This window comes from Streptomyces sp. NPDC002602 (assembly GCF_042889445.1).
Lineage (GTDB): Bacteria > Actinomycetota > Actinomycetes > Streptomycetales > Streptomycetaceae > Streptomyces.
In genome coordinates this window covers 664,562-681,866 of record NZ_JBIAQX010000002.1, presented here as the reverse complement: position 1 = coordinate 681,866, position 17,305 = coordinate 664,562, and the positions used below count along the sequence as shown (strand labels likewise).

14 protein-coding genes are annotated in these 17,305 nt (G+C 73.5%); 4 read left to right on the top strand and 10 right to left on the bottom strand.

Annotated elements, in window-relative coordinates:
* Positions 1–267 precede the first annotated feature (267 nt).
* The 5 genes from ACFYW3_RS08410 to ACFYW3_RS08390 all read right to left on the bottom strand — a co-directional run bounded on the left by ACFYW3_RS08410 (position 268) and on the right by ACFYW3_RS08390 (position 5,526).
* Positions 268–2,553 (bottom strand): heavy metal translocating P-type ATPase, encoded by a 2,286-nt coding sequence (locus ACFYW3_RS08410; protein ID WP_351757848.1) that lies wholly within the window; start codon positions 2,551–2,553, stop codon positions 268–270.
* A gap of 90 nt (positions 2,554–2,643) precedes the next feature.
* Positions 2,644–2,877 carry a heavy-metal-associated domain-containing protein gene (locus tag ACFYW3_RS08405; protein WP_351757846.1) on the bottom strand — a complete coding sequence of 78 codons (234 nt, stop codon included), beginning with the start codon at positions 2,875–2,877 and terminating at the stop codon, positions 2,644–2,646.
* Positions 2,878–3,007: 130 nt separating this feature from the next.
* A complete protein-coding gene (locus ACFYW3_RS08400) occupies positions 3,008–3,208 on the bottom strand; it encodes an AlpA family transcriptional regulator (protein WP_053674774.1) in 201 nt (66 codons plus the stop codon).
* Positions 3,209–3,562: 354 nt separating this feature from the next.
* Positions 3,563–4,576 (bottom strand): Gfo/Idh/MocA family protein, encoded by a 1,014-nt coding sequence (locus tag ACFYW3_RS08395; RefSeq protein ID WP_389385883.1) that lies wholly within the window; start codon positions 4,574–4,576, stop codon positions 3,563–3,565.
* A 35-nt stretch (positions 4,577–4,611) separates the two neighbouring features.
* Positions 4,612–5,526 (bottom strand): sugar phosphate isomerase/epimerase family protein, encoded by a 915-nt coding sequence (locus tag ACFYW3_RS08390; RefSeq protein ID WP_389385881.1) that lies wholly within the window; start codon positions 5,524–5,526, stop codon positions 4,612–4,614.
* Between the two features lie 120 nt (positions 5,527–5,646).
* On the opposite strand from ACFYW3_RS08390, the gene iolC reads away from it, so the two are divergent.
* The 4 genes from iolC to mmsA are packed head-to-tail and all read left to right on the top strand — an operon-like array spanning position 5,647 to position 10,838.
* Complete coding sequence (gene iolC, locus ACFYW3_RS08385) at positions 5,647–6,564, top strand: 5-dehydro-2-deoxygluconokinase (RefSeq protein ID WP_351757876.1); 918 nt, start codon at positions 5,647–5,649, stop codon at positions 6,562–6,564.
* Between the two features lie 14 nt (positions 6,565–6,578).
* Positions 6,579–7,418, top strand: coding sequence for a 5-deoxy-glucuronate isomerase (iolB, locus tag ACFYW3_RS08380; protein ID WP_389385980.1), 840 nt, complete (start codon positions 6,579–6,581; stop codon positions 7,416–7,418).
* Positions 7,419–7,452: 34 nt separating this feature from the next.
* A complete protein-coding gene (gene iolD / locus ACFYW3_RS08375; protein WP_389385880.1) occupies positions 7,453–9,327 on the top strand; it encodes a 3D-(3,5/4)-trihydroxycyclohexane-1,2-dione acylhydrolase (decyclizing) in 1,875 nt (624 codons plus the stop codon).
* Positions 9,328–9,338: 11 nt separating this feature from the next.
* Positions 9,339–10,838, top strand: a complete 1,500-nt coding sequence (gene mmsA / locus ACFYW3_RS08370; protein WP_351757835.1) for a CoA-acylating methylmalonate-semialdehyde dehydrogenase — start codon at positions 9,339–9,341, stop codon at positions 10,836–10,838.
* A 94-nt stretch (positions 10,839–10,932) separates the two neighbouring features.
* Here the strand turns inward: mmsA and ACFYW3_RS08365 are convergent, their stop codons facing one another.
* From ACFYW3_RS08365 to ACFYW3_RS08345, 5 genes are all read right to left on the bottom strand, one after another.
* The gene (locus tag ACFYW3_RS08365) at positions 10,933–12,267 is read right to left on the bottom strand and encodes a hypothetical protein (protein WP_389385879.1); all 1,335 of its coding nucleotides are present in this window, start codon (positions 12,265–12,267) and stop codon (positions 10,933–10,935) included.
* A 68-nt stretch (positions 12,268–12,335) separates the two neighbouring features.
* Positions 12,336–13,436 (bottom strand): WxL protein peptidoglycan domain-containing protein, encoded by a 1,101-nt coding sequence (locus ACFYW3_RS08360; protein WP_389385878.1) that lies wholly within the window; start codon positions 13,434–13,436, stop codon positions 12,336–12,338.
* A 180-nt stretch (positions 13,437–13,616) separates the two neighbouring features.
* Positions 13,617–14,909 (bottom strand): hypothetical protein, encoded by a 1,293-nt coding sequence (locus ACFYW3_RS08355; RefSeq protein ID WP_351757819.1) that lies wholly within the window; start codon positions 14,907–14,909, stop codon positions 13,617–13,619.
* 246 nt (positions 14,910–15,155) lie between these two features.
* A complete protein-coding gene (locus tag ACFYW3_RS08350; protein ID WP_389385877.1) occupies positions 15,156–16,319 on the bottom strand; it encodes a S8 family peptidase in 1,164 nt (387 codons plus the stop codon).
* Between the two features lie 281 nt (positions 16,320–16,600).
* Positions 16,601–17,302 (bottom strand): 4'-phosphopantetheinyl transferase superfamily protein, encoded by a 702-nt coding sequence (locus ACFYW3_RS08345; RefSeq protein ID WP_351757813.1) that lies wholly within the window; start codon positions 17,300–17,302, stop codon positions 16,601–16,603.
* Positions 17,303–17,305 lie beyond the last annotated feature (3 nt).

Here is a 17,305-nt window from a genome sequence, read left to right as displayed (position 1 = left end):
GTCGGCGAGGAGCACCGTGTCCGGGCACTCCAATGGGGCTTTTGCCGGGACCCGTACGGGTCGGGAGGGCCGCTCAAAGCTCCCCGTTGAGCACGCGTCCCGGCCGGCTGATGCCTCGGGACGTCCCCCAAGACCCCCGCGAACGTCCCCCAAGACGTTCCTGGCATCGCCCCATTAGACCCGTGCAACCGCCCGATGGTTACGTTCGAATCACTGTGATCTGCGTCTCCCGTGAAGGAGATGTGCGCACGGTGCGAAGGAGATCCCCTATCGGAACGACCGCAACCGGAGGCTGTTGGTCACCACGAACACCGAAGAGAAGGCCATCGCCGCTCCGGCGATCATGGGGTTGAGCAGGCCGGCAGCCGCCAGCGGCAGGGCCGCCACGTTGTACCCGAAGGCCCAGAACAGGTTGCCCTTGATGGTGGCCAGGGTCCTGCGCGACAGTCGGATCGCGTCCGCCGCCACCCGCAGATCGCCCCGTACGAGCGTCAGGTCGCTCGCCTCGATGGCCGCGTCGGTGCCGGTGCCCATCGCCAGACCCAGGTCGGCCCGGGCGAGCGCGGCCGCGTCGTTGACCCCGTCGCCCACCATGGCGACCGTACGGCCCTGCTCCTGAAGGCGCCGGACCACGTCCACCTTGTCCTGCGGGAGCACCTCGGCGATCACCTCGTCGATGCCCACCTCGGCCGCCACCGCCTCGGCCACCGCCTTGTTGTCGCCGGTCAGCAGGATCGGCGTGAGACCGAGCGCGCGCAGCCGGGCCACCGCCTCGGCGCTGGTGTCCTTCACGGCGTCGGCCACGGTCAACACCCCGCGCGCCGCCCCGTCCCAGGCGACCAGCACCGCCGTGGCGCCCGCCGCCTCGGCCGCGCCCCTGGCCCCCGCCAGAGACTCCGGCAGGGTGATCCCCCGGTCGGTCAGCAGCCGCTCCCGGCCCACCAGTACGGAGTGTCCGTCCACCACGCCCCGTACGCCGAGCCCCGCCAGGTTCTCGAAACCCTCCGGGACCGGCAGGGCTCCGACCCGCCGCTCCGCGCCGTCGGCCAGGGCGCGGGCGATCGGGTGCTCGGAGGCGTGCTCCAACGAACCGGCCAGGCGCAGCAGCTCCTCCTCGGTGGTGCCCTCGGCGGCATGCACCCCGGACAGGGTCATCCGGCCGGTGGTGACCGTTCCGGTCTTGTCGAGGACGACGGTGTCCACCCGGCGGGTGGACTCCAGCACCTCGGGACCCTTGATCAGGATGCCGAGCTGGGCTCCCCGCCCGGTGCCGACCATCAGGGCGGTCGGGGTGGCCAGGCCGAGCGCGCACGGGCAGGCGATGATCAGGACGGCCACGGCGGCGCCGAAGGCGGCCGTCGGGTCGTCGGTGACGAGCAGCCAGGTCACCCAGGTGCCGAGCGCGAGCAGCAGGACGATCGGCACGAAGATCCCGGAGACCCGGTCGGCCAGCCGTTGTACCTCGGCCTTGCCGTTCTGCGCGTCCTCGACCAGCCTCGCCATGCGGGCGAGCTGCGTGTCGGAGCCGATCCGGCCGGCCTCGACGACCAGGCGCCCGGAGGCGTTGACGGTGGCGCCGGTGACGGCGTCGCCGACGCCGACGTCCACGGGCACGGATTCCCCGGTCAGCATCGACGCGTCCACGGCGGACGCGCCCTCGACGACGGTCCCGTCGGTGGCGATCTTCTCGCCGGGTCGGACGACGAACCGGTCGCCCACCGCGAGCGCGCCGACCGGGATCCGCACCTCGGTGCCCCCGCGCAGCACGGCCACGTCCTTGGCGCCGAGTTCGAGCAGGGCCCGCAGGGCGGCCCCCGCCTTCCGCTTCGAGCGGGCTTCCAGGTAGCGGCCGAGCAGGATGAAGGAGACGACCCCGGCGGCGACCTCCAGGTAGATCGCGGAGGAGCCGTCCGTGCGCGAGATGGTGACGTCGAAGCCGTGGCGCATCCCCGGCATGCCGGCGTGCCCGAAGAACAGGGCCCACAGCGACCAGGCGAAGGCGGCCAGGGTGCCGACCGAGACCAGGGTGTCCATGGTGGCCGCGCCGTGCCGGGCGTTGGTCCAGGCGGCCTTGTGGAAGGGGAAGCCGCCCCAGACGACCACGGGGGCGGCCAGGGTGAGCGAGAGCCACTGCCAGTTGTCGAACTGGAGGGCGGGAACCATGGCGAGCAGCACCACGGGCAGGGACAGGGCGACGGACACCAGGAGTCGTTGGCGCAGGGCCGACAACTCGGGGTCGGGTGCGGCCCGCTCGGCGGATTCCGTCGCCGTCGGGGCGGCCGTCGGAGCCGGCTCCGGGGGCGGGGGCTCCTCGGCGGTGTACCCGGTCCTGACCACCGTCGCGATCAGGTCGGCCACCCGTACGTCACCCGTGTACGAGACCTTCGCCTTCTCGGTGGCGTAGTTCACCGTGGCGGTGACCCCTTCCATCCGGTTCAGCTTCTTCTCGATGCGGGCCGCGCAGGAGGCGCAGGTCATGCCGCCGATGGTCAGTTCGGTCTCGGTGGTGTCGGCCGCTGTCGCGGGTCCGTCGTGCACTGTGCTGCCGCTCATGTCCGGCTCCGGGGGGAGGGCCGGGTCGTAAGGGTCCGGTATGAGTCGGCCGGTACGACCCGGCGGGTGTTGCCGAGGGGGGTGTGGGGCTCAGGCCTGGCCGGCGAGCTCGTAGCCGGCCTCGTCCACGGCGGCGCGCACGGCGTCCTCGTCGAGGGGTGCGGTCGAGATCACCGTGACCTCGCCGGTGGCGGCGACGGCCTTGACCGAGGTCACGCCCGGCAGGGAGGTGAGCTCGCCGGTCACCGCGCCCTCACAGTGCCCGCAGGTCATGCCGGTCACCCGGTAGACGGTGGTGGTCTGGGTGTCCGTCTCGGCGCTCATGTCGTTCTCCTCTTCGGGGGCGTGTGCGGTCGCCGGAAGCGGCGGCGTGTACTCCACCGTGCTCCCGTCACCTCGAGACTATACCCCTAGGGGGTATTGACGCGAGCGTTCTCCGCCTCCGTCGACCGTTTCAATCCTCGCGCCGCCCCCGGTTCCCGGGGCGTCGGGCCACCCAGGCGCGGATGGTGTCGGCGTACCAATAGGGCTTGCCGCCCTCCACGTGGTCCGGTGCCGGGAGCAGTCCGTGCTTGCGGTAGGAGCGCACGGTGTCCGGCTGGACCCGGATGTGCGCGGCGATCTCCTTGTACGACCACAGCTGCCGGTCGCTCATCGACGACACCTCCTTGTCCACGCCGCGGGGCCGGCCGGGAGGCCGTCGGGGGAGCCGGCGCGTGGACAGTGACGATCACTCGGGTTGTGCCCGAAGAACGACGCCGAGTGAGCGCCGGGGAGGGGCTGTCACGCCCCTGTGACGGAAAACCCGCGAAATGCGGATATGCGTGACACGGAGGCGACCTCTGTGACAGATGCGGCACAGGGGTCGAGTCGGATGAAATGACCGGTCGGCGGTGCGGCGGTCGGCGACACACCCCGGTCCCGACAATCCGGTCGCCGATACATCGCTCGACAGCGCATCGCTCGGCGGTGCGGCGGTCAGCGGTGCATCGCTCGGCGGTGGCGGCGGTCAGCGGTACAGCGGGGGCCGCTCCACCAGCTCCACCGGCGTCCGTACCCCGCCGCGCGCCGCGGCGAGCCCCGCCTCGGACACCGCGGCGGCCGCGTAACCGTCCCACGCGTCGGGCCCGGCCACCCCGCCCCGCGCGGCCGCGGCCACCCATCGCCGCATCTGACGGTCGTACGCGTCGGCGAACCGGGTGGTGAAGTCCTGGGTGATCTCCCCGCCCCACCGGCCGGCCGACTCCACGACCATCGCGTGGCCGTCGCCGATCCGGGCACTGCCGGATTCGCCGACCGCCTCGCACCGGACCTGGTAGCCGAAACCACAGTTGACGAAGATCTCCACGTCCACGATGGCGCCGCCGGACGTCTCCAACAGCACGAAACGCGGGTCGCTCAGCCCGGGCGGGGCGGCCGCCGACGGGGTGGGCGACAGGACGGTCACCGCCGTGACCTCCTGCCCCAGCAGCCAGCGGGCCGCGTCCACCTCGTGCACCACGGAATCGCTGATCAGCATGTCGCTGGTGAAGAAGGACGGCGAGGCGGCGTTGCGGTGCCGGCAGTGCAGGAACAGGGGTCGCCCGATCCCGCCCGCGTCCAGCAGCTCCTTCAGACGCTCGTACTCGGCGTCGTGGCGCCGCATGAAACCGACCTGGACCAGCCTGCGGCCCAACCGCTGCTCCGCCTCCATGATCCGCAGCGCGCCCGCCGGATCGGGGGTCAGCGGCTTCTCGCACAGCACCGGCAACCCCCGCCGCAGGGCGTGCAGGATCGCCTCCTCGTGCGCCGGACCGGGGGAGGCGATCAGTACGGCGTCCACACCGGGCGCGGCGATGGCGGCCTCCGCGTCGGTGTGCGCGCTCGCGCCGACCAGGCCGCCCGCGATCTCCTTGGCGCGGTCGCCGTCCGGGTCCGCCACCGCCACCACGCGGGCCCCACCGACCGTCAGGCCGATGCGACGGACGTGGTCGGCGCCCATCCTCCCGGTGCCGATCACGGCGATGCCGAGCGAGTCGGTCATGTCACGTCCTCTCAAGGGGTCAGCCTCCCAAAGGGTCAGCGCGCGCCACAGGAGCGCAGGTGGGAACGGGTCCGGCGGGCGATCGGCAGCGGCCGGTCCGGCGAACACGGGTACATGTCCTGCTCGACGATCGCGAACAGGTCCACGCCGAGGGCCTGCGCCGCCGTCAACACCGGCTCCAGCGCGGGCACCCCCGAGGGCGGCTCGCACATCACCCCGCGGGCGACGGCCGGCCCGAAGGGCAGCCCCTGCGCCACGACCTCGGCGAGGACCGCCGGATCCACCTGCTTCAGGTGCAGGTAGCCGATCCGCTCCCCGAAGGTCTCGATGGCCCGGACGCTGTCCCCGCCGCAGTACGCGTAGTGCCCCGTGTCCAGGCAGAGGGAGACCAGCGCGGGATCCGTCGCGTCGAGGAACCGGGCGACGTTCTCCGGGGTGTCGATGTGGGTGTCGGCGTGCGGGTGGACGACGATCCGCAACCCGTGGCGGTCCTGCACCTCCCGCCCCAGCCGCTCCGTCTGGGCGGCCAGATCACGCCATTGACCGGGCGTCAGCGTGCGGTCCTCCAGCACCTCGCCGGTCTTGTCGTCGCGCCAGAACGAGGGGATGACCACGAGATGGTCCGCCCCCATGTCCCGGGTGAGCGCCGCGATCCGCGACACGTGCTCCCAGGTCTCCTCCCAGACGGCGGGGCCGTGATGGAGTCCGGTGAAGACGGTGCCCGCGGACACCCGCAGGCCGCGCCGGGCGGTCTCCTCCGCGAGCCGGACGGGATCGGTGGGCAGGTAGCCGTACGGGCCCAGTTCGATCCACTCGTACCCGGCGTCCGCGACCTCGTCGAGGAAGCGGTCCCAGGGCGTCTGCCGGGGATCCTCGGGGAACCAGACACCCCAGGAGTCCGGAGCCGAACCGACACGGATACGGGTCAACGTGGGCGGGGAGGACGTCATGTCGGCCACCTTAGGGTGCGAGGCTCGACGGGACGGGAAAGAAGAGGTTCGGGGGAAAGAGGAGACGTGACGTACGTGCCGGTGAACGCCGCGGAGGGGTCCGCGTTCGACCTGATCACGATGGGCCGGATCGGGGTGGATCTCTACCCGCTGAGAACGGGGGTGCCGCTCGCCGAGGTCGACGCCTTCGGCAAGTTCCTCGGCGGCTCCCCGAGCAACGTCGCCGTGGCGGCGGCCCGGTTGGGGCGGCGGGTGGCGGTGATCACCCGCACCGGCGCGGACCCCTTCGGGGCGTACCTGCGGGCCGAGCTGCGGGGGTTCGGCGTGGACGACCGCTGGGCGACCGAGGTCGCCGCGTACCCGACGCCCGTCACCTTCTGCGAGATCTTCCCGCCCGACCACTTCCCGCTGTACTTCTACCGGCTCCCCAAGGCCCCCGACCTGGAGATCGCACCCGACGAGGTGGACCTGGCGGCCGTACGCGCGGCCCGGGTGTTCTGGATGACGGGGACGGGCCTGAGCGCGGAGCCGAGCCGGAGCGCGACCCTGGCGGCGCTGGAGGCCCGCTCGAAGTCCGGGACCACCGTCTTCGACCTGGACTGGCGGCCGATGCTGTGGGAGGGGGAACCGGGGCCCTGGTACGAACGCGCCCTGGCGTCGGCGACGGTGGCCGTCGGGAACACCGCGGAGTGCGAGATCGCCACCGGCGAGAGCGAGCCGTACGCCGCCGCCCGGGCGCTGCTGGCGGCCGGCGTGGAACTGGCCGTCGTCAAGCGCGGCCCCGCCGGCGTCCTGGCCGTCCACCGGGACGGGACGGCCGTCGAACTGCCGCCGGTCGCCGTGGAGGTGGTGAACGGCCTCGGCGCGGGCGACGCGTTCGGCGGCGCGCTGTGCCACGGGCTGCTCGCCGGGTGGAAGCTGGAGCACGTGCTGCGGTACGCGAACGCGGCCGGGGCCATCGTGGCCTCGCGGCTGGCCTGCTCCACGGCCATGCCGTACGCCGAAGAGGTCGAGGAGGTGCTGGGATCGTGGCGGTGACCGTGTCGCACGACATGACGCTGACCGCGCTGCGGGTGGTGGAACTCGCCCCGGGCGAGACGCACGCGCACGCCAGCGGTGACCACGAGTGGATCGTCCTCCCGCTGGCGGGAGGGTGCCTGGTGCGGTGCGCCGAGCCCGCCGCCCCCGGCGCCGCGACGGAACGGCCCCCTGAACGGGTCTTCGAACTGCGCGGCCGCGCGGACGTGTTCCGCGCGGTCACCGACTTCGCGTACCTGCCCCGCGACGGCCACGCCGTGATCGAATCCGCCGCCGGGGGCCGCTTCGCCCTCGTCGGGGCGCGCTGCGAGAGGACGCTGCCCGCCCGGTACGGGCCCGCCCGCGAGGTCCCGGTCGAACTCCGGGGCGCCGGCACCTGCTCCCGCCAGGTCAACAACTTCGCCGCCGCCGACGTCTTCGACTGCGACCGGCTCATCGCCGTCGAGGTCCTCACCCCCGGCGGGAACTGGTCCTCGTACCCGCCCCACAAGCACGATGAGCACCGCCCCGGCCGGGAGTCCCGGCTGGAGGAGATCTACTACTTCGAGATCGCCCCGCACCGCGGCGTCCCCGGCCTGGGCTACCAGCGTGTCTCCCCCTCGCCGGCCGGGAAGACCGACATTCTCACCGAGGTGAGGACCGGAGACGCCGTGCTCATCCCCGACGGCTGGCACGGGCCCTCCATCGCGGCGCCCGGGCACGACATGTACTACCTGAACGTGATGGCCGGACCCGACCGGACCAGGGAGTGGCTGATCAGCGACCACCCCGATCACGGCTGGATCCGGGACACCTGGGCCGGCCAGGACATCGACCCCCGGCTGCCGCTCCACCGCGCGGAGGACGCCGTATGACCGGGCCCGCCCGCCACCGAGGGGAGGACGCCCCATGACCGTCAGGCTGACCGTCGCCCAGGCCCTGCTGCGGTTCCTGTCCGCCCAGTACACCGAGCGGGACGGCCGCCGCCGCCGGCTGATCGCCGCGACCTGGGGGATCTTCGGGCACGGGAACGTCGCCGGGATCGGGCAGGCACTGCTGGAGAGCGGACCGGAGCGGATGCCGTTCCTCCAGGGCCGCAACGAGCAGGCCATGGTGCACGCCGCCGTCGGCTACGCCCGCCAGAGCGGACGCCTGTCCACCCACGCCGTGACCACCTCCATCGGGCCCGGCGCCACCAACCTCGTCACCGGGGCGGCCCTGGCCACCGTCAACCGTCTCCCGGTGCTCCTCCTGCCCGGCGACACCTTCGCCACCCGGCCCGCCGACCCCGTGCTCCAGCAACTGGAGGTCCCCTGGGCCGGGGACGTCTCCGTCAACGACACCCTGCGGCCCGTGTCCCGCCACTTCGACCGGATCAGCCGCCCGGAGGCCCTGATCCCCGCCGCCCTCCAGGCCGTACGGGTGCTCACCGACCCCGTGCAGACCGGCGCCGTGACCCTCGCCCTGCCCCAGGACGTACAGGCCGAGGCCCACGACTGGCCCGAGGAGTTCTTCGCCGAACGGGTGTGGCGGGTGCGCCGGCCCCGGCCCGACCGGGACGAACTCGCCGAGGCCGCCGAGGCCGTACGCGGCGCCGCCCGCCCCCTGCTGGTGGCCGGCGGCGGGATCCGGCACAGCGCCGCCGGGGCGGCCCTCGCGGAGTTCGCCGAGGCCACCGGGATCCCCGTCGCCGTCACCCAGGCCGGCAAGGGCTCCCTCGCGCACGACCACCCCGCCGGCGTGGGCGCCATCGGGCACACCGGGACGGCCACCGCCGACGCCCTCGCCCGGGAAGCCGACCTGGTGATCGCCGCGGGAACCCGGCTGACCGACTTCACCACCGCCTCCGCGACCCTGTTCCGCGACCCCGGGGTCCGCTTCCTCGGGCTGAACCTCGACCCGTACGACGCCCACAAACTCGCCGCGAAGGCCCTGGTCTGCGACGCCCGGACCGGCCTGGAGGAACTCCGGGACGCGGTCGCCGGCCACCGCGTGGACCCCGCCTACGAGGCCGCGTACCAGGACGGCAACCGGCGGTGGGAACGGCTCGTCGACCGGGCGTGGCAGACCCCCGACGAGGACGCCGTCCCCACCCAGGCCCAGGCGCTGGGCCTGCTCGACTCCCTCGTCGACGCCTCCGACATCCTGATCAACGCCGCCGGCTCGCTCCCCGGCGACCTGCACCGCCTGTGGCGCCCCCGCTCCGCCGACCAGTACCACGTCGAGTACGGCTACTCCTGCATGGGCTACGAGATCCCCGCCGCGATCGGCGTGGCCCTCGCGGCGCCCGGCCGCCCGGTGTGGGCGCTCGTCGGCGACGGCACGTACCTGATGAACCCGACCGAACTCGTCACGGCGGTGCAGGAGGGAATCCCGATCAAGGTGGTGATCCTCGACAACCACGGCTACGCCTCGATCGGCGGACTGTCGCACGCGGTGGGCGGCGAGGGCTTCGGGACCGCCTACCGCTTCCGGGGGCCGGACGGCGCGTACGACGGCGAACCCCTGCCGGTGGACCTCGCGCTGAACGCGGCCTCCCTCGGGATGGTGGTGATCTCCGCCCGCACCATCGGTGACCTGCGAAAAGCTCTCGCGGAGGCACGGGCGAGCGACCGCCCCACATGTGTCTACGCGCAGACCCGAACACCCGACACTGTGTCGGGCCCACCCCCGGCACAGGCATGGTGGGATGTTCCCGTGGCCGAGACCGCGACCCGATCGTCGGCGGCCCTGGCCCGTGAAGAGTACGACCGGCAAGCCGCGCAGCGACGTCGCCATCTGTGAAGGAGCAAGGCATGAAGACCGTCAACCACTGGATCGGTGGCAAGACCGTCGAGGGCGCGTCGGGCAATTACGGCCCGGTCACCGACCCGGCCACCGGCGAGGTCACCACGCAGGTCGCGCTCGCGTCGAGCGCCGAGGTCGACGCGGCGGTCGCCGTCGCGAAGGAGGCCTTCCTGTCCTGGGGCCAGTCCTCGCTGGCCGCCCGTACCAAGGTGCTGTTCGCCTACCGCGCCCTCCTGGACGCCAACCGCGACGCCATCGCCGAACTGATCACCGCCGAGCACGGCAAGGTGCACTCGGACGCGCTCGGCGAGGTGGCCCGCGGCCTGGAGATCGTCGAGCTGGCCTGCGGAATCACCACGCAGCTCAAGGGCGAGCTGTCCACGTCGGTGTCCAACCGGGTGGACGTCTCCTCGATCCGCCAGCCGATCGGCGTGGTCGCCGGCATCACCCCGTTCAACTTCCCGGCGATGGTGCCGATGTGGATGTTCCCGTTGGCCGTGGCCTGCGGCAACACCTTCATCCTCAAGCCCAGCGAGAAGGACCCCTCGGCGTCCAACAAGCTGGCCGAGCTGGCCGGCGAGGCCGGCCTGCCGGCGGGCGTGCTGAACGTGGTCCACGGAGACAAGGTCGCCGTCGACGCGCTGCTCGCCCACCCCGACATCGCGGCCGTGTCCTTCGTCGGCTCCACGCCGATCGCCCGACACATCCACACCACCGCCTCCGCCAACGGCAAGCGCGTCCAGGCCCTCGGCGGCGCCAAGAACCACATGCTGGTCCTCCCCGACGCCGACCTGGACGCCGCCGCCGACGCGGCCGTCTCCGCCGCCTACGGCTCCGCCGGCGAGCGCTGCATGGCGATCTCCGCCGTCGTCGCCGTCGGCGCGATCGCCGACACGCTGGTGGAGAAGATCCGCGAGCGCGCCGAGAAGATCAAGATCGGCCCCGGCAACGACCCCACCTCCGAGATGGGCCCGCTGATCACCGCCGCCCACCGCGACAAGGTCGCCTCCTACGTCAAGGGCGCCGCCGCGCAGGGCGCCGACGTGGTCCTGGACGGCACCGGCTACACGGTCGAGGGCAACGAGAACGGCCACTGGATCGGCCTGTCGCTGCTCGACAACGTCAAGACCGACTCCGACGCCTACCGCGACGAGATCTTCGGCCCGGTGCTGTGCGTCCTGCGCACGGAGACCTACGAGGAGGGCGTCGCCCTCATCAACGCCTCGCCGTTCGGCAACGGCACCGCGATCTTCACCCGCGACGGCGGCGCCGCCCGCCGCTTCCAACTGGAGATCCAGGCGGGCATGGTCGGCGTGAACGTCCCGATCCCCGTGCCGGTGGGCTACCACTCGTTCGGCGGTTGGAAGGACTCCCTCTTCGGGGACCACCACATCTACGGCAACGACGGCATCCACTTCTACACCCGGGGCAAGGTCGTCACCACCCGCTGGCCGGACCCCTCCGACGCCCCGGCCGGCGTCGACCTGGGCTTCCCCCGCAACCACTGACCGCCCGGCGCGAGACGACGACCCCGGCCCACCCCTCACGGGCCGGGGTCGTCGGCGTGCGCCGCCGGAGGCCCGGGTGGCCGCGGCGCCCCGGTCAGGGTCTGAGCAGGGGCCAGACCTCGTTGGGGGCCGTGGGGCTCCAGACCACGTCGGCGTGGCCGAGGCCGGGGACGGTGGTGAAGGTGACACGGGTGTTGCCGCACGCGCGGATCAGGTCGGCGCCCCGGGACTCGTCACCGCGCCCCCACTCCGCGTTGACCCACACCACCTCGGCCCGGATGCGGTCCCAGGCGATCCGGTACGTGGCCTCGTCGCCCGCCCAGATCGCGGCGAGGTCCCGCATCAGAGCCGTCGGGACCAGCCCGCTGCCCAGGGCGGCCGTGGCCGCGTGCCAGGTGGCGAGCGGGGTGTGGGTGAGGGCGAACCGGTCCTCGGCGGGGGTCGCGCCGAAGACGTACTCGCCGGCGGCGTGGCCCCGCCGGTGGATCCAGTTCGCCTCGCCGGGCAGGTCGGCGGTGCGGATCAGGGCGAAGTGGGCCAGCCCGGCGTTGGTGAAGCGCAGCTCCGGATCCGGCGGCCAGGGGACGGGGGAGGGGGAGTGCGGGTCGGTGACCGCCCGCGCGACGAGCGCGGCCAGGCCGGGATCGCTCGCGTACGTGCCGTGCGCGACCAGGTCCGCGTACACGTCCCGGGTCCTCGCCGCCCGCGCCGCCGGGTCGCCGGCGTAGGGGCCGGTGGTATCCAGGACGAGGACACGGCGCAGCCGCGGCGAGGGGTCGTGCGAGGCGGCGTCGAGGGCCAGGGCGCCCCCGGCGGAGTGGCCGGCGTACTGGTAGGGCAGCCGCAGCACGGTGTCCAGCGCGGCGACGACGCCGGCGAGGTCGCGGCGGTGCGCCGCGAGCCCCCGGTCGGCGGTGACGTCGGCGGCGCCGCCGGCGGCGTCCTCGCGCGGGGTGACGCCCACCACCAACAGCCCCTGACGGCGCAGGTGGTGGGCGAGTCCGCCGCCGTCGTGGCCGTCGGGGGTGAAGTAGTCGGCGGTGAAGTTCAGGCCGCCGCCCGGCAGGAGGTACGCGATGCCGTGCGGCACCCGCGTGGTGTCCGCGAGCACCTCGACGGTGACCGGGGCGGGGCCGCCGTCGTGGAGCGGGAGGGTGAGGCGGATCCAACCGTCGCCGGGGAGGTAGACGGCGGTGCCCGTGCCCAGGGCGCGTTCGACGCGGGTCAGCAGACCGGCGCCCTTCACCGCGGCCCCGGCTTCGTGCGCCACGGCGGTGATGCGGGGGCCGGGCGTCGCCCGCACCGGTCCGGTCCGCACCTGACCCACCTGCGCGCGGCCGGCCCCCACCGGGTCGACGCGCACCCGGTCGGCCCGCGCCTGGTCCGCGTACGGCCCGTCGGGTCGGGGCTCGCTGTGCTCTCGTCCCATCGGAAGTGCCTCCCCCTTGCCGGCGGTGGCCGAATGCCGTCGCCGTCAACTGGGGACACCCTCGCCGGTCAGGGCGTCCGCGCCAAGTGCGGTACGGCTTCCACTTGTTGTGGCCCCCTGTTCCTCCTGCGGCGCAGCACCGCGAAGGTGATGCCGGCGGCCGTCAACAGCAGCGCGACGCCCGCGGCGAGCCACGGTACGGCGAGGAAGTCCGTCTCGGACTCCGAGGTCAGATCCGGGTAGGCGCTCGCCCCCGCCGCCACCTTGACCGTCACCCAGTCCAACTGCGGTGAGTCCGACCACGGTTCGGTCAGCTCGATCCGCTGCCCGGGCAGCAGCACGAGCCGCGGTGCGCGGGTCGGCCGGTCCAGGACGTTCCGCCCGAACAGCCCCTCGGCGGAGATCGTCACCTTCGGCTCCACGACCACGTTGCCCCGATTGACCAGCGCGTACGAGACGGTCGCACGGGCGTCCTTCGACCAGGGCAGCAGCGGCGCACCCCGGCTGACCCGCACGTCCTCCACGCTCAGGCCGGGTGTCAGCGGTCCCGGTACCCGGAAGTACAGGCGGGCGCCGACCGAGCGCTTCACCCCGACCCGCACCTTGCCGTCCGCCCGGACGCCCTCCACCGCCGTGTTCAGCGCGACGATCCCGCCGACGTGATCGCCCGGGGTCGCGTCCTCGGGGACCCGCACGGTGAACGGGACGTCCTCGCGGCCCTTCGGCGGGACGGTGACGGTAGCCGCGGCCCCGGTCGACAGCGCCGTCCAGGTGCCCACGTCCTTCGGCTTCGACTCGACGGGCAACAGTGCGAACGCGCCGCCCACCGGTGTGTTCACGGCGTCGGTCGCGAAAACCTGGAAGGTCAGCTCCCGGTCGGAGGAGTTCACGATCGTCACGCTGTCGCGGACGGTGCTCCCGGCGGCTCCCTGGTGGAAGAAGTACGCCCGGTCCGTCATCGCCGCACCGGCCGGCGGCGTCGGGAACACCCCCCACGCACCGTTGTCGGCGGCCGCGGCCGAGCCGGCGGGGAGGAGGCCCCCGACCGGCAGCAACAGACCGAGGAGCAGGCCGAGGTGCACGCCGTGGAGCAGGCCCAGGCGAAGGCGGAAGTGCCGACCGGGCCGCGGCCTGTGGGGCGTACCGGGCGGGGAGGTGCGGGTGCGCATGGGCGGGTCTCCAGAGGGGACGGTCGCGGTGGGCGGCCGGGACGACCGGCGGGCGGCGAACCGGGAAGAGCCCGGGGGAAACCGGGAAGGGCCGGGGGAAACCGGGAAGGTGGTGCGACGCCGGGGAGCGCCGCACCACCCTGGGCCGGTTCCGATCAGGAGGTCGAGAACCGGTCCCGATCAGGAGATCGAGAAGGTGACGACCGACTGGTAGGTGTCGGCGAACATGAACGACGGGAGCTGGATCATCCCGGCGCCACCGACCGCGAACTCGCCGCCGGTCAACTCGTCCCCGCCCGCGGCCTGGGAGGCCACCTGCATCGGGGTGTCCGTGATCGCGCCGGGCGTACCCGCGGTGCACGTGCTCGGGCTGTCCGGGTTGGTGACGGTGCAGGACGGCTGGATGCCGATCTGCGCCTTCGGCATGGAGTGCCCGGTCGTGGCGTTCAGGAACGGCGTACGGGTCGCCGTGACGTCCCAGCCGAGCGAGCCGCCGCGGAAGTCCTGGACGGTCGCGGCGTTGAACACGCCGACCACCGACTGGGGCTTGCCGTTGATGGTGACCGAACCGAAGTCGACGGCCGGCTGACCGTCCTTCGGGCCGAGGGCCAGCGGCCCGGGCAGCACCTCGACGTCCACCGGGTTCTTCACGCCCGCCTGGTCCTCCAGGAACACGAAGGACTTGTACGGGGTGATCGCGCCGTCGATCCTCAGGGCGTCGGCCTTCTTGGTGACCGTGACGCCGCAGGTGGCGGCGCCCGACGCGTCCGCCGAACCCGTACCGGTGTCTCCGGTCGCCACGCCCGCCAGCAGGGCGGAGCAGGTGACCGCGCCGGCCGGGAAGTTGGCGCCCGTGACCACGACGGCGGTGCCCGCCTTGCCGCTGTTGGGCGTCACCTTGGTGGTGATCGGGTCCTTCGGGAGGGCCTCGACCGCGACCGAACCGAGCGAGGCGCTCGGCCGGGGCGCCGGGGTACAGGTCGTGGTGAACACCGACCCGCTGAGGTCGGCGTCGGTCACGGCCAGGTCGAGCTTGACGTCGACCGAGGTGCCCTCGGTGCCGTCCGGAATCCTGATGGTTCCGGAGAACGCCTTCGGGTCCAGGGGCTGTCCCGCCACGACGCTGACGGTCTCCGGGGGGCTGGTGACCACCTGGGTGGTCGTGCCCACCTTGAGGGTGATCTTCGAGGTGTTCACCGTCGTGACGGAGAAGCCCGGGATCAGCGGACTCGCGCCCGGGTCGATGGTGATCGGGACGACGTCGCCGGCTTTTGCGCCGTCCGGCAGGGTGACCGTGAAGTTCTGGTTGCCGGAACCGTCGGGCTGCGGCGCCGGAGCGTCGCAGTTCTCGAACACCGCTGTGGTCTTGGTCGCGGCCTGCGCCGTCCCCGCCAGACCCACGACGCCACCCGTCAGGGCCAGGGACAGTGCGCCCGCCCCGGCCAGAACTCTTCGTCGGAACGTTGTACTCACTGGGTCGCGACTCCTTCGTCAGACGAACCCCTCCCCCCACCCGCTGTGTGGGGGAGGCCGAGCCGGTGCGGAGGTCGACATTGACGCGTCGCGGTGATGAGAAGTCAATGGCTTGCTTTCTCCCGAAGCACACACAAATTGATGTCCCATCAGAACGGGTCTGATGGGACATCGGGTACCGACCGGTCGGTGGCTCGGACGGGAGGTCGCGGGCGGGGCGGGGGCGTTCCTTCCCGCCGTCGGCCGTCAGTGGTCGATCGGGGTGTGCAGCAGCAGGTTCGCGGTCCCCGCCGGGAGGCCGGTGATCCGGTCCCTCCCGGCGTCCCGCAGCAGGGCCGAGGTGACCTGCTCGGGGGTCTTGGCCGTGCCGGCGGCCAGGAGCAACGCGGCGACCCCCGCCACGTGCGGGGCCGCCATGGAGGTGCCGGTGGCGCGCGCGAGGACGGTGGTGGAGCCCTTCCACGCGGACACCACGGACACGCCCGGCGCGAAGAGGTCCACGCACCGGCCGTGGCCGGAGAACGCGGCCCCGCGGTCGCCGGAGTCGGTGGCGCCCACCGTGAGGGCCTGCGGAACCCGGGAGGGAGATCTGCCGCAGGCGTCCTCGGCGGAGTTCCCGGCGGCCACCGTGAAGGTGACCCCGGACGCCACCGCTCGGACGATCGCCGCGTCCAGGGCGTAACTGCGGGCGCCACCCATGCTCATGTTGGCCACCGCGGGCGTCTTGCCGCGGACGGCGTCCCGCACCGTCCAGTCCAGGCCGCGCAGCATGTCCGACAGGCGGCCGTCGCCCCTGCAGTCGGCCACCTTCACGGCCACGAGGGACACCCCCTTCGCGACCCCGTGCGTGGCCCCGCCGATGATGCCCGCCACGTGCGAGCCGTGCCCGCTGCAGTCGGTCGCCGTCTCGGACCGCACCGCGTTGTGGCCGAGGCGGGCACGCCCGCCGAACTCCTGGTGCGCCGTGTTGATCCCGGTGTCCAGGACGTACGCCGTGACGCCCGCCGCCTTCGTCCCGTACGTGTACGAGGCGTCGAGCGGGAGATCGCGCTGGTCGATCCGGTCCAGGGACCAGGGAGCCTGCGGCTGTGTGTCGTCGACGTGGAACAGGGCGTCCGGTTCCACCGACGCCACCCGGGGGTCGGCGGCCAGGGCGGCGGCGCGGGAGGCGGTCGTGCGCAGGGCGAACCCGTTCAGGGCGGTGTCGTAGACGGCCCGCACCTCGTCACCGGACTGCGTCGCCTCGGCGGCGAGGGCGCGGGCGGCGGCGGGGGCGCGCGTGCTGTCCTTGAGGACCACGACGTAGGGGGCGAGGGGGGCTTCGGCGGCGGCCTCGCCGGCGGGCGCGGTCGACAGGGCGGCCGTCGCCAGCAGGGCGGCGGCCGGGAGCAGCGCGGTGAATGCGGTCATGCGGCCGATGCTCGGCGAGGCGCGGGCCGGGCGCGCGGAGGGTGCGCCGACTGGGCGCACGACACGCCGCCGCAAGGACGACGCGGACCCCGTGCGCGCCGGCCGTCGGCCCGCGCGCACGGGCGGGGATCAGAACACGGTGCCCGGAACGGGGTCGGCGGCGGTGTCGGCGGCGGTGTCGGCGGGCTCCGGAGCGAGGGGCCGCCCCCGCATCGTGAACACGCCCTCGTCGTGGGACCCGACGGACGCTTGGGTGGCCGGCGCGCGTCCCGCGGGACCGGTCAACGCCCGGACACGGCCAGGGCCGCGGCGTAACCCGCCGGGGCCGGCAGGTCGCGCAGGGTCCAGCCCGTCACCGGGGCGGGGGTGGGGCCCGAGCCGACGTACGGGTCGGTCAGCCCGAGGGCCAGGCCCGTACCGGTGGCCTTGAGGTAGGCCTCCTTGCGGGACCACAACCGGGCCATCGGCACGCGCCGTTCCGCTTCCGGGAGCGCGACGAGTTCGGCCGTCTCCGCCGGGTGCAGGGTCCGCAGGACGTCGGCCACCGCCTGTTCGCTCGGCACGCCCTCCACGTCGACCCCCACCGGCGCCCCGGCGAAGGCCAGGTACGCCAGGTCCCCGCTGTGGGACAAGGAGAAGTGCACCGCGCCCCCCGCCACCGCGGGCCGGCCGTGCGGCCCGCCGCAGCACGGGCAGTCCTCGCGGACCAGCGTGACCTTCTCCGGCGCCAGCCCCAGGTAGCCGCCGAGCAGCGCGCGCAGCCCCAGGTGCGAGGCGACGTAGCGGTGCCGGTCGCCGGGGCGCAGCAGCCGGCCCGCGCGGTCCTGTTCGCCGGCGTCGAGCACCGCCGACGCCCCGGCGACCGCGTGGCCGCCGACCACGTCGCGCGTGGTGTCCAGGGCCCACACGGCCACGGCCGCGCCCGCGGGGAGCGCGCCGAGTCGCGGCGCTTCACCGCCGAGTTGATTCACTTCCTCGGTCACCTG

Coding starts and splice junctions, on each gene's coding strand:
- ACFYW3_RS08410 (WP_351757848.1), bottom strand. CDS start 2,553: ATGAGCGGCAGCACAGTGCACGACGGACCCGCGACAGCGGCCGACACC.
- ACFYW3_RS08405 (WP_351757846.1), bottom strand. CDS start 2,877: ATGAGCGCCGAGACGGACACCCAGACCACCACCGTCTACCGGGTGACC.
- ACFYW3_RS08400 (WP_053674774.1), bottom strand. CDS start 3,208: ATGAGCGACCGGCAGCTGTGGTCGTACAAGGAGATCGCCGCGCACATC.
- ACFYW3_RS08395 (WP_389385883.1), bottom strand. CDS start 4,576: ATGACCGACTCGCTCGGCATCGCCGTGATCGGCACCGGGAGGATGGGC.
- ACFYW3_RS08390 (WP_389385881.1), bottom strand. CDS start 5,526: ATGACGTCCTCCCCGCCCACGTTGACCCGTATCCGTGTCGGTTCGGCT.
- iolC (WP_351757876.1), top strand. CDS start 5,647: ATGGGCCGGATCGGGGTGGATCTCTACCCGCTGAGAACGGGGGTGCCG.
- iolB (WP_389385980.1), top strand. CDS start 6,579: ATGACGCTGACCGCGCTGCGGGTGGTGGAACTCGCCCCGGGCGAGACG.
- iolD (WP_389385880.1), top strand. CDS start 7,453: ATGACCGTCAGGCTGACCGTCGCCCAGGCCCTGCTGCGGTTCCTGTCC.
- mmsA (WP_351757835.1), top strand. CDS start 9,339: ATGAAGACCGTCAACCACTGGATCGGTGGCAAGACCGTCGAGGGCGCG.
- ACFYW3_RS08365 (WP_389385879.1), bottom strand. CDS start 12,267: ATGGGACGAGAGCACAGCGAGCCCCGACCCGACGGGCCGTACGCGGAC.
- ACFYW3_RS08360 (WP_389385878.1), bottom strand. CDS start 13,436: ATGCGCACCCGCACCTCCCCGCCCGGTACGCCCCACAGGCCGCGGCCC.
- ACFYW3_RS08350 (WP_389385877.1), bottom strand. CDS start 16,319: ATGACCGCATTCACCGCGCTGCTCCCGGCCGCCGCCCTGCTGGCGACG.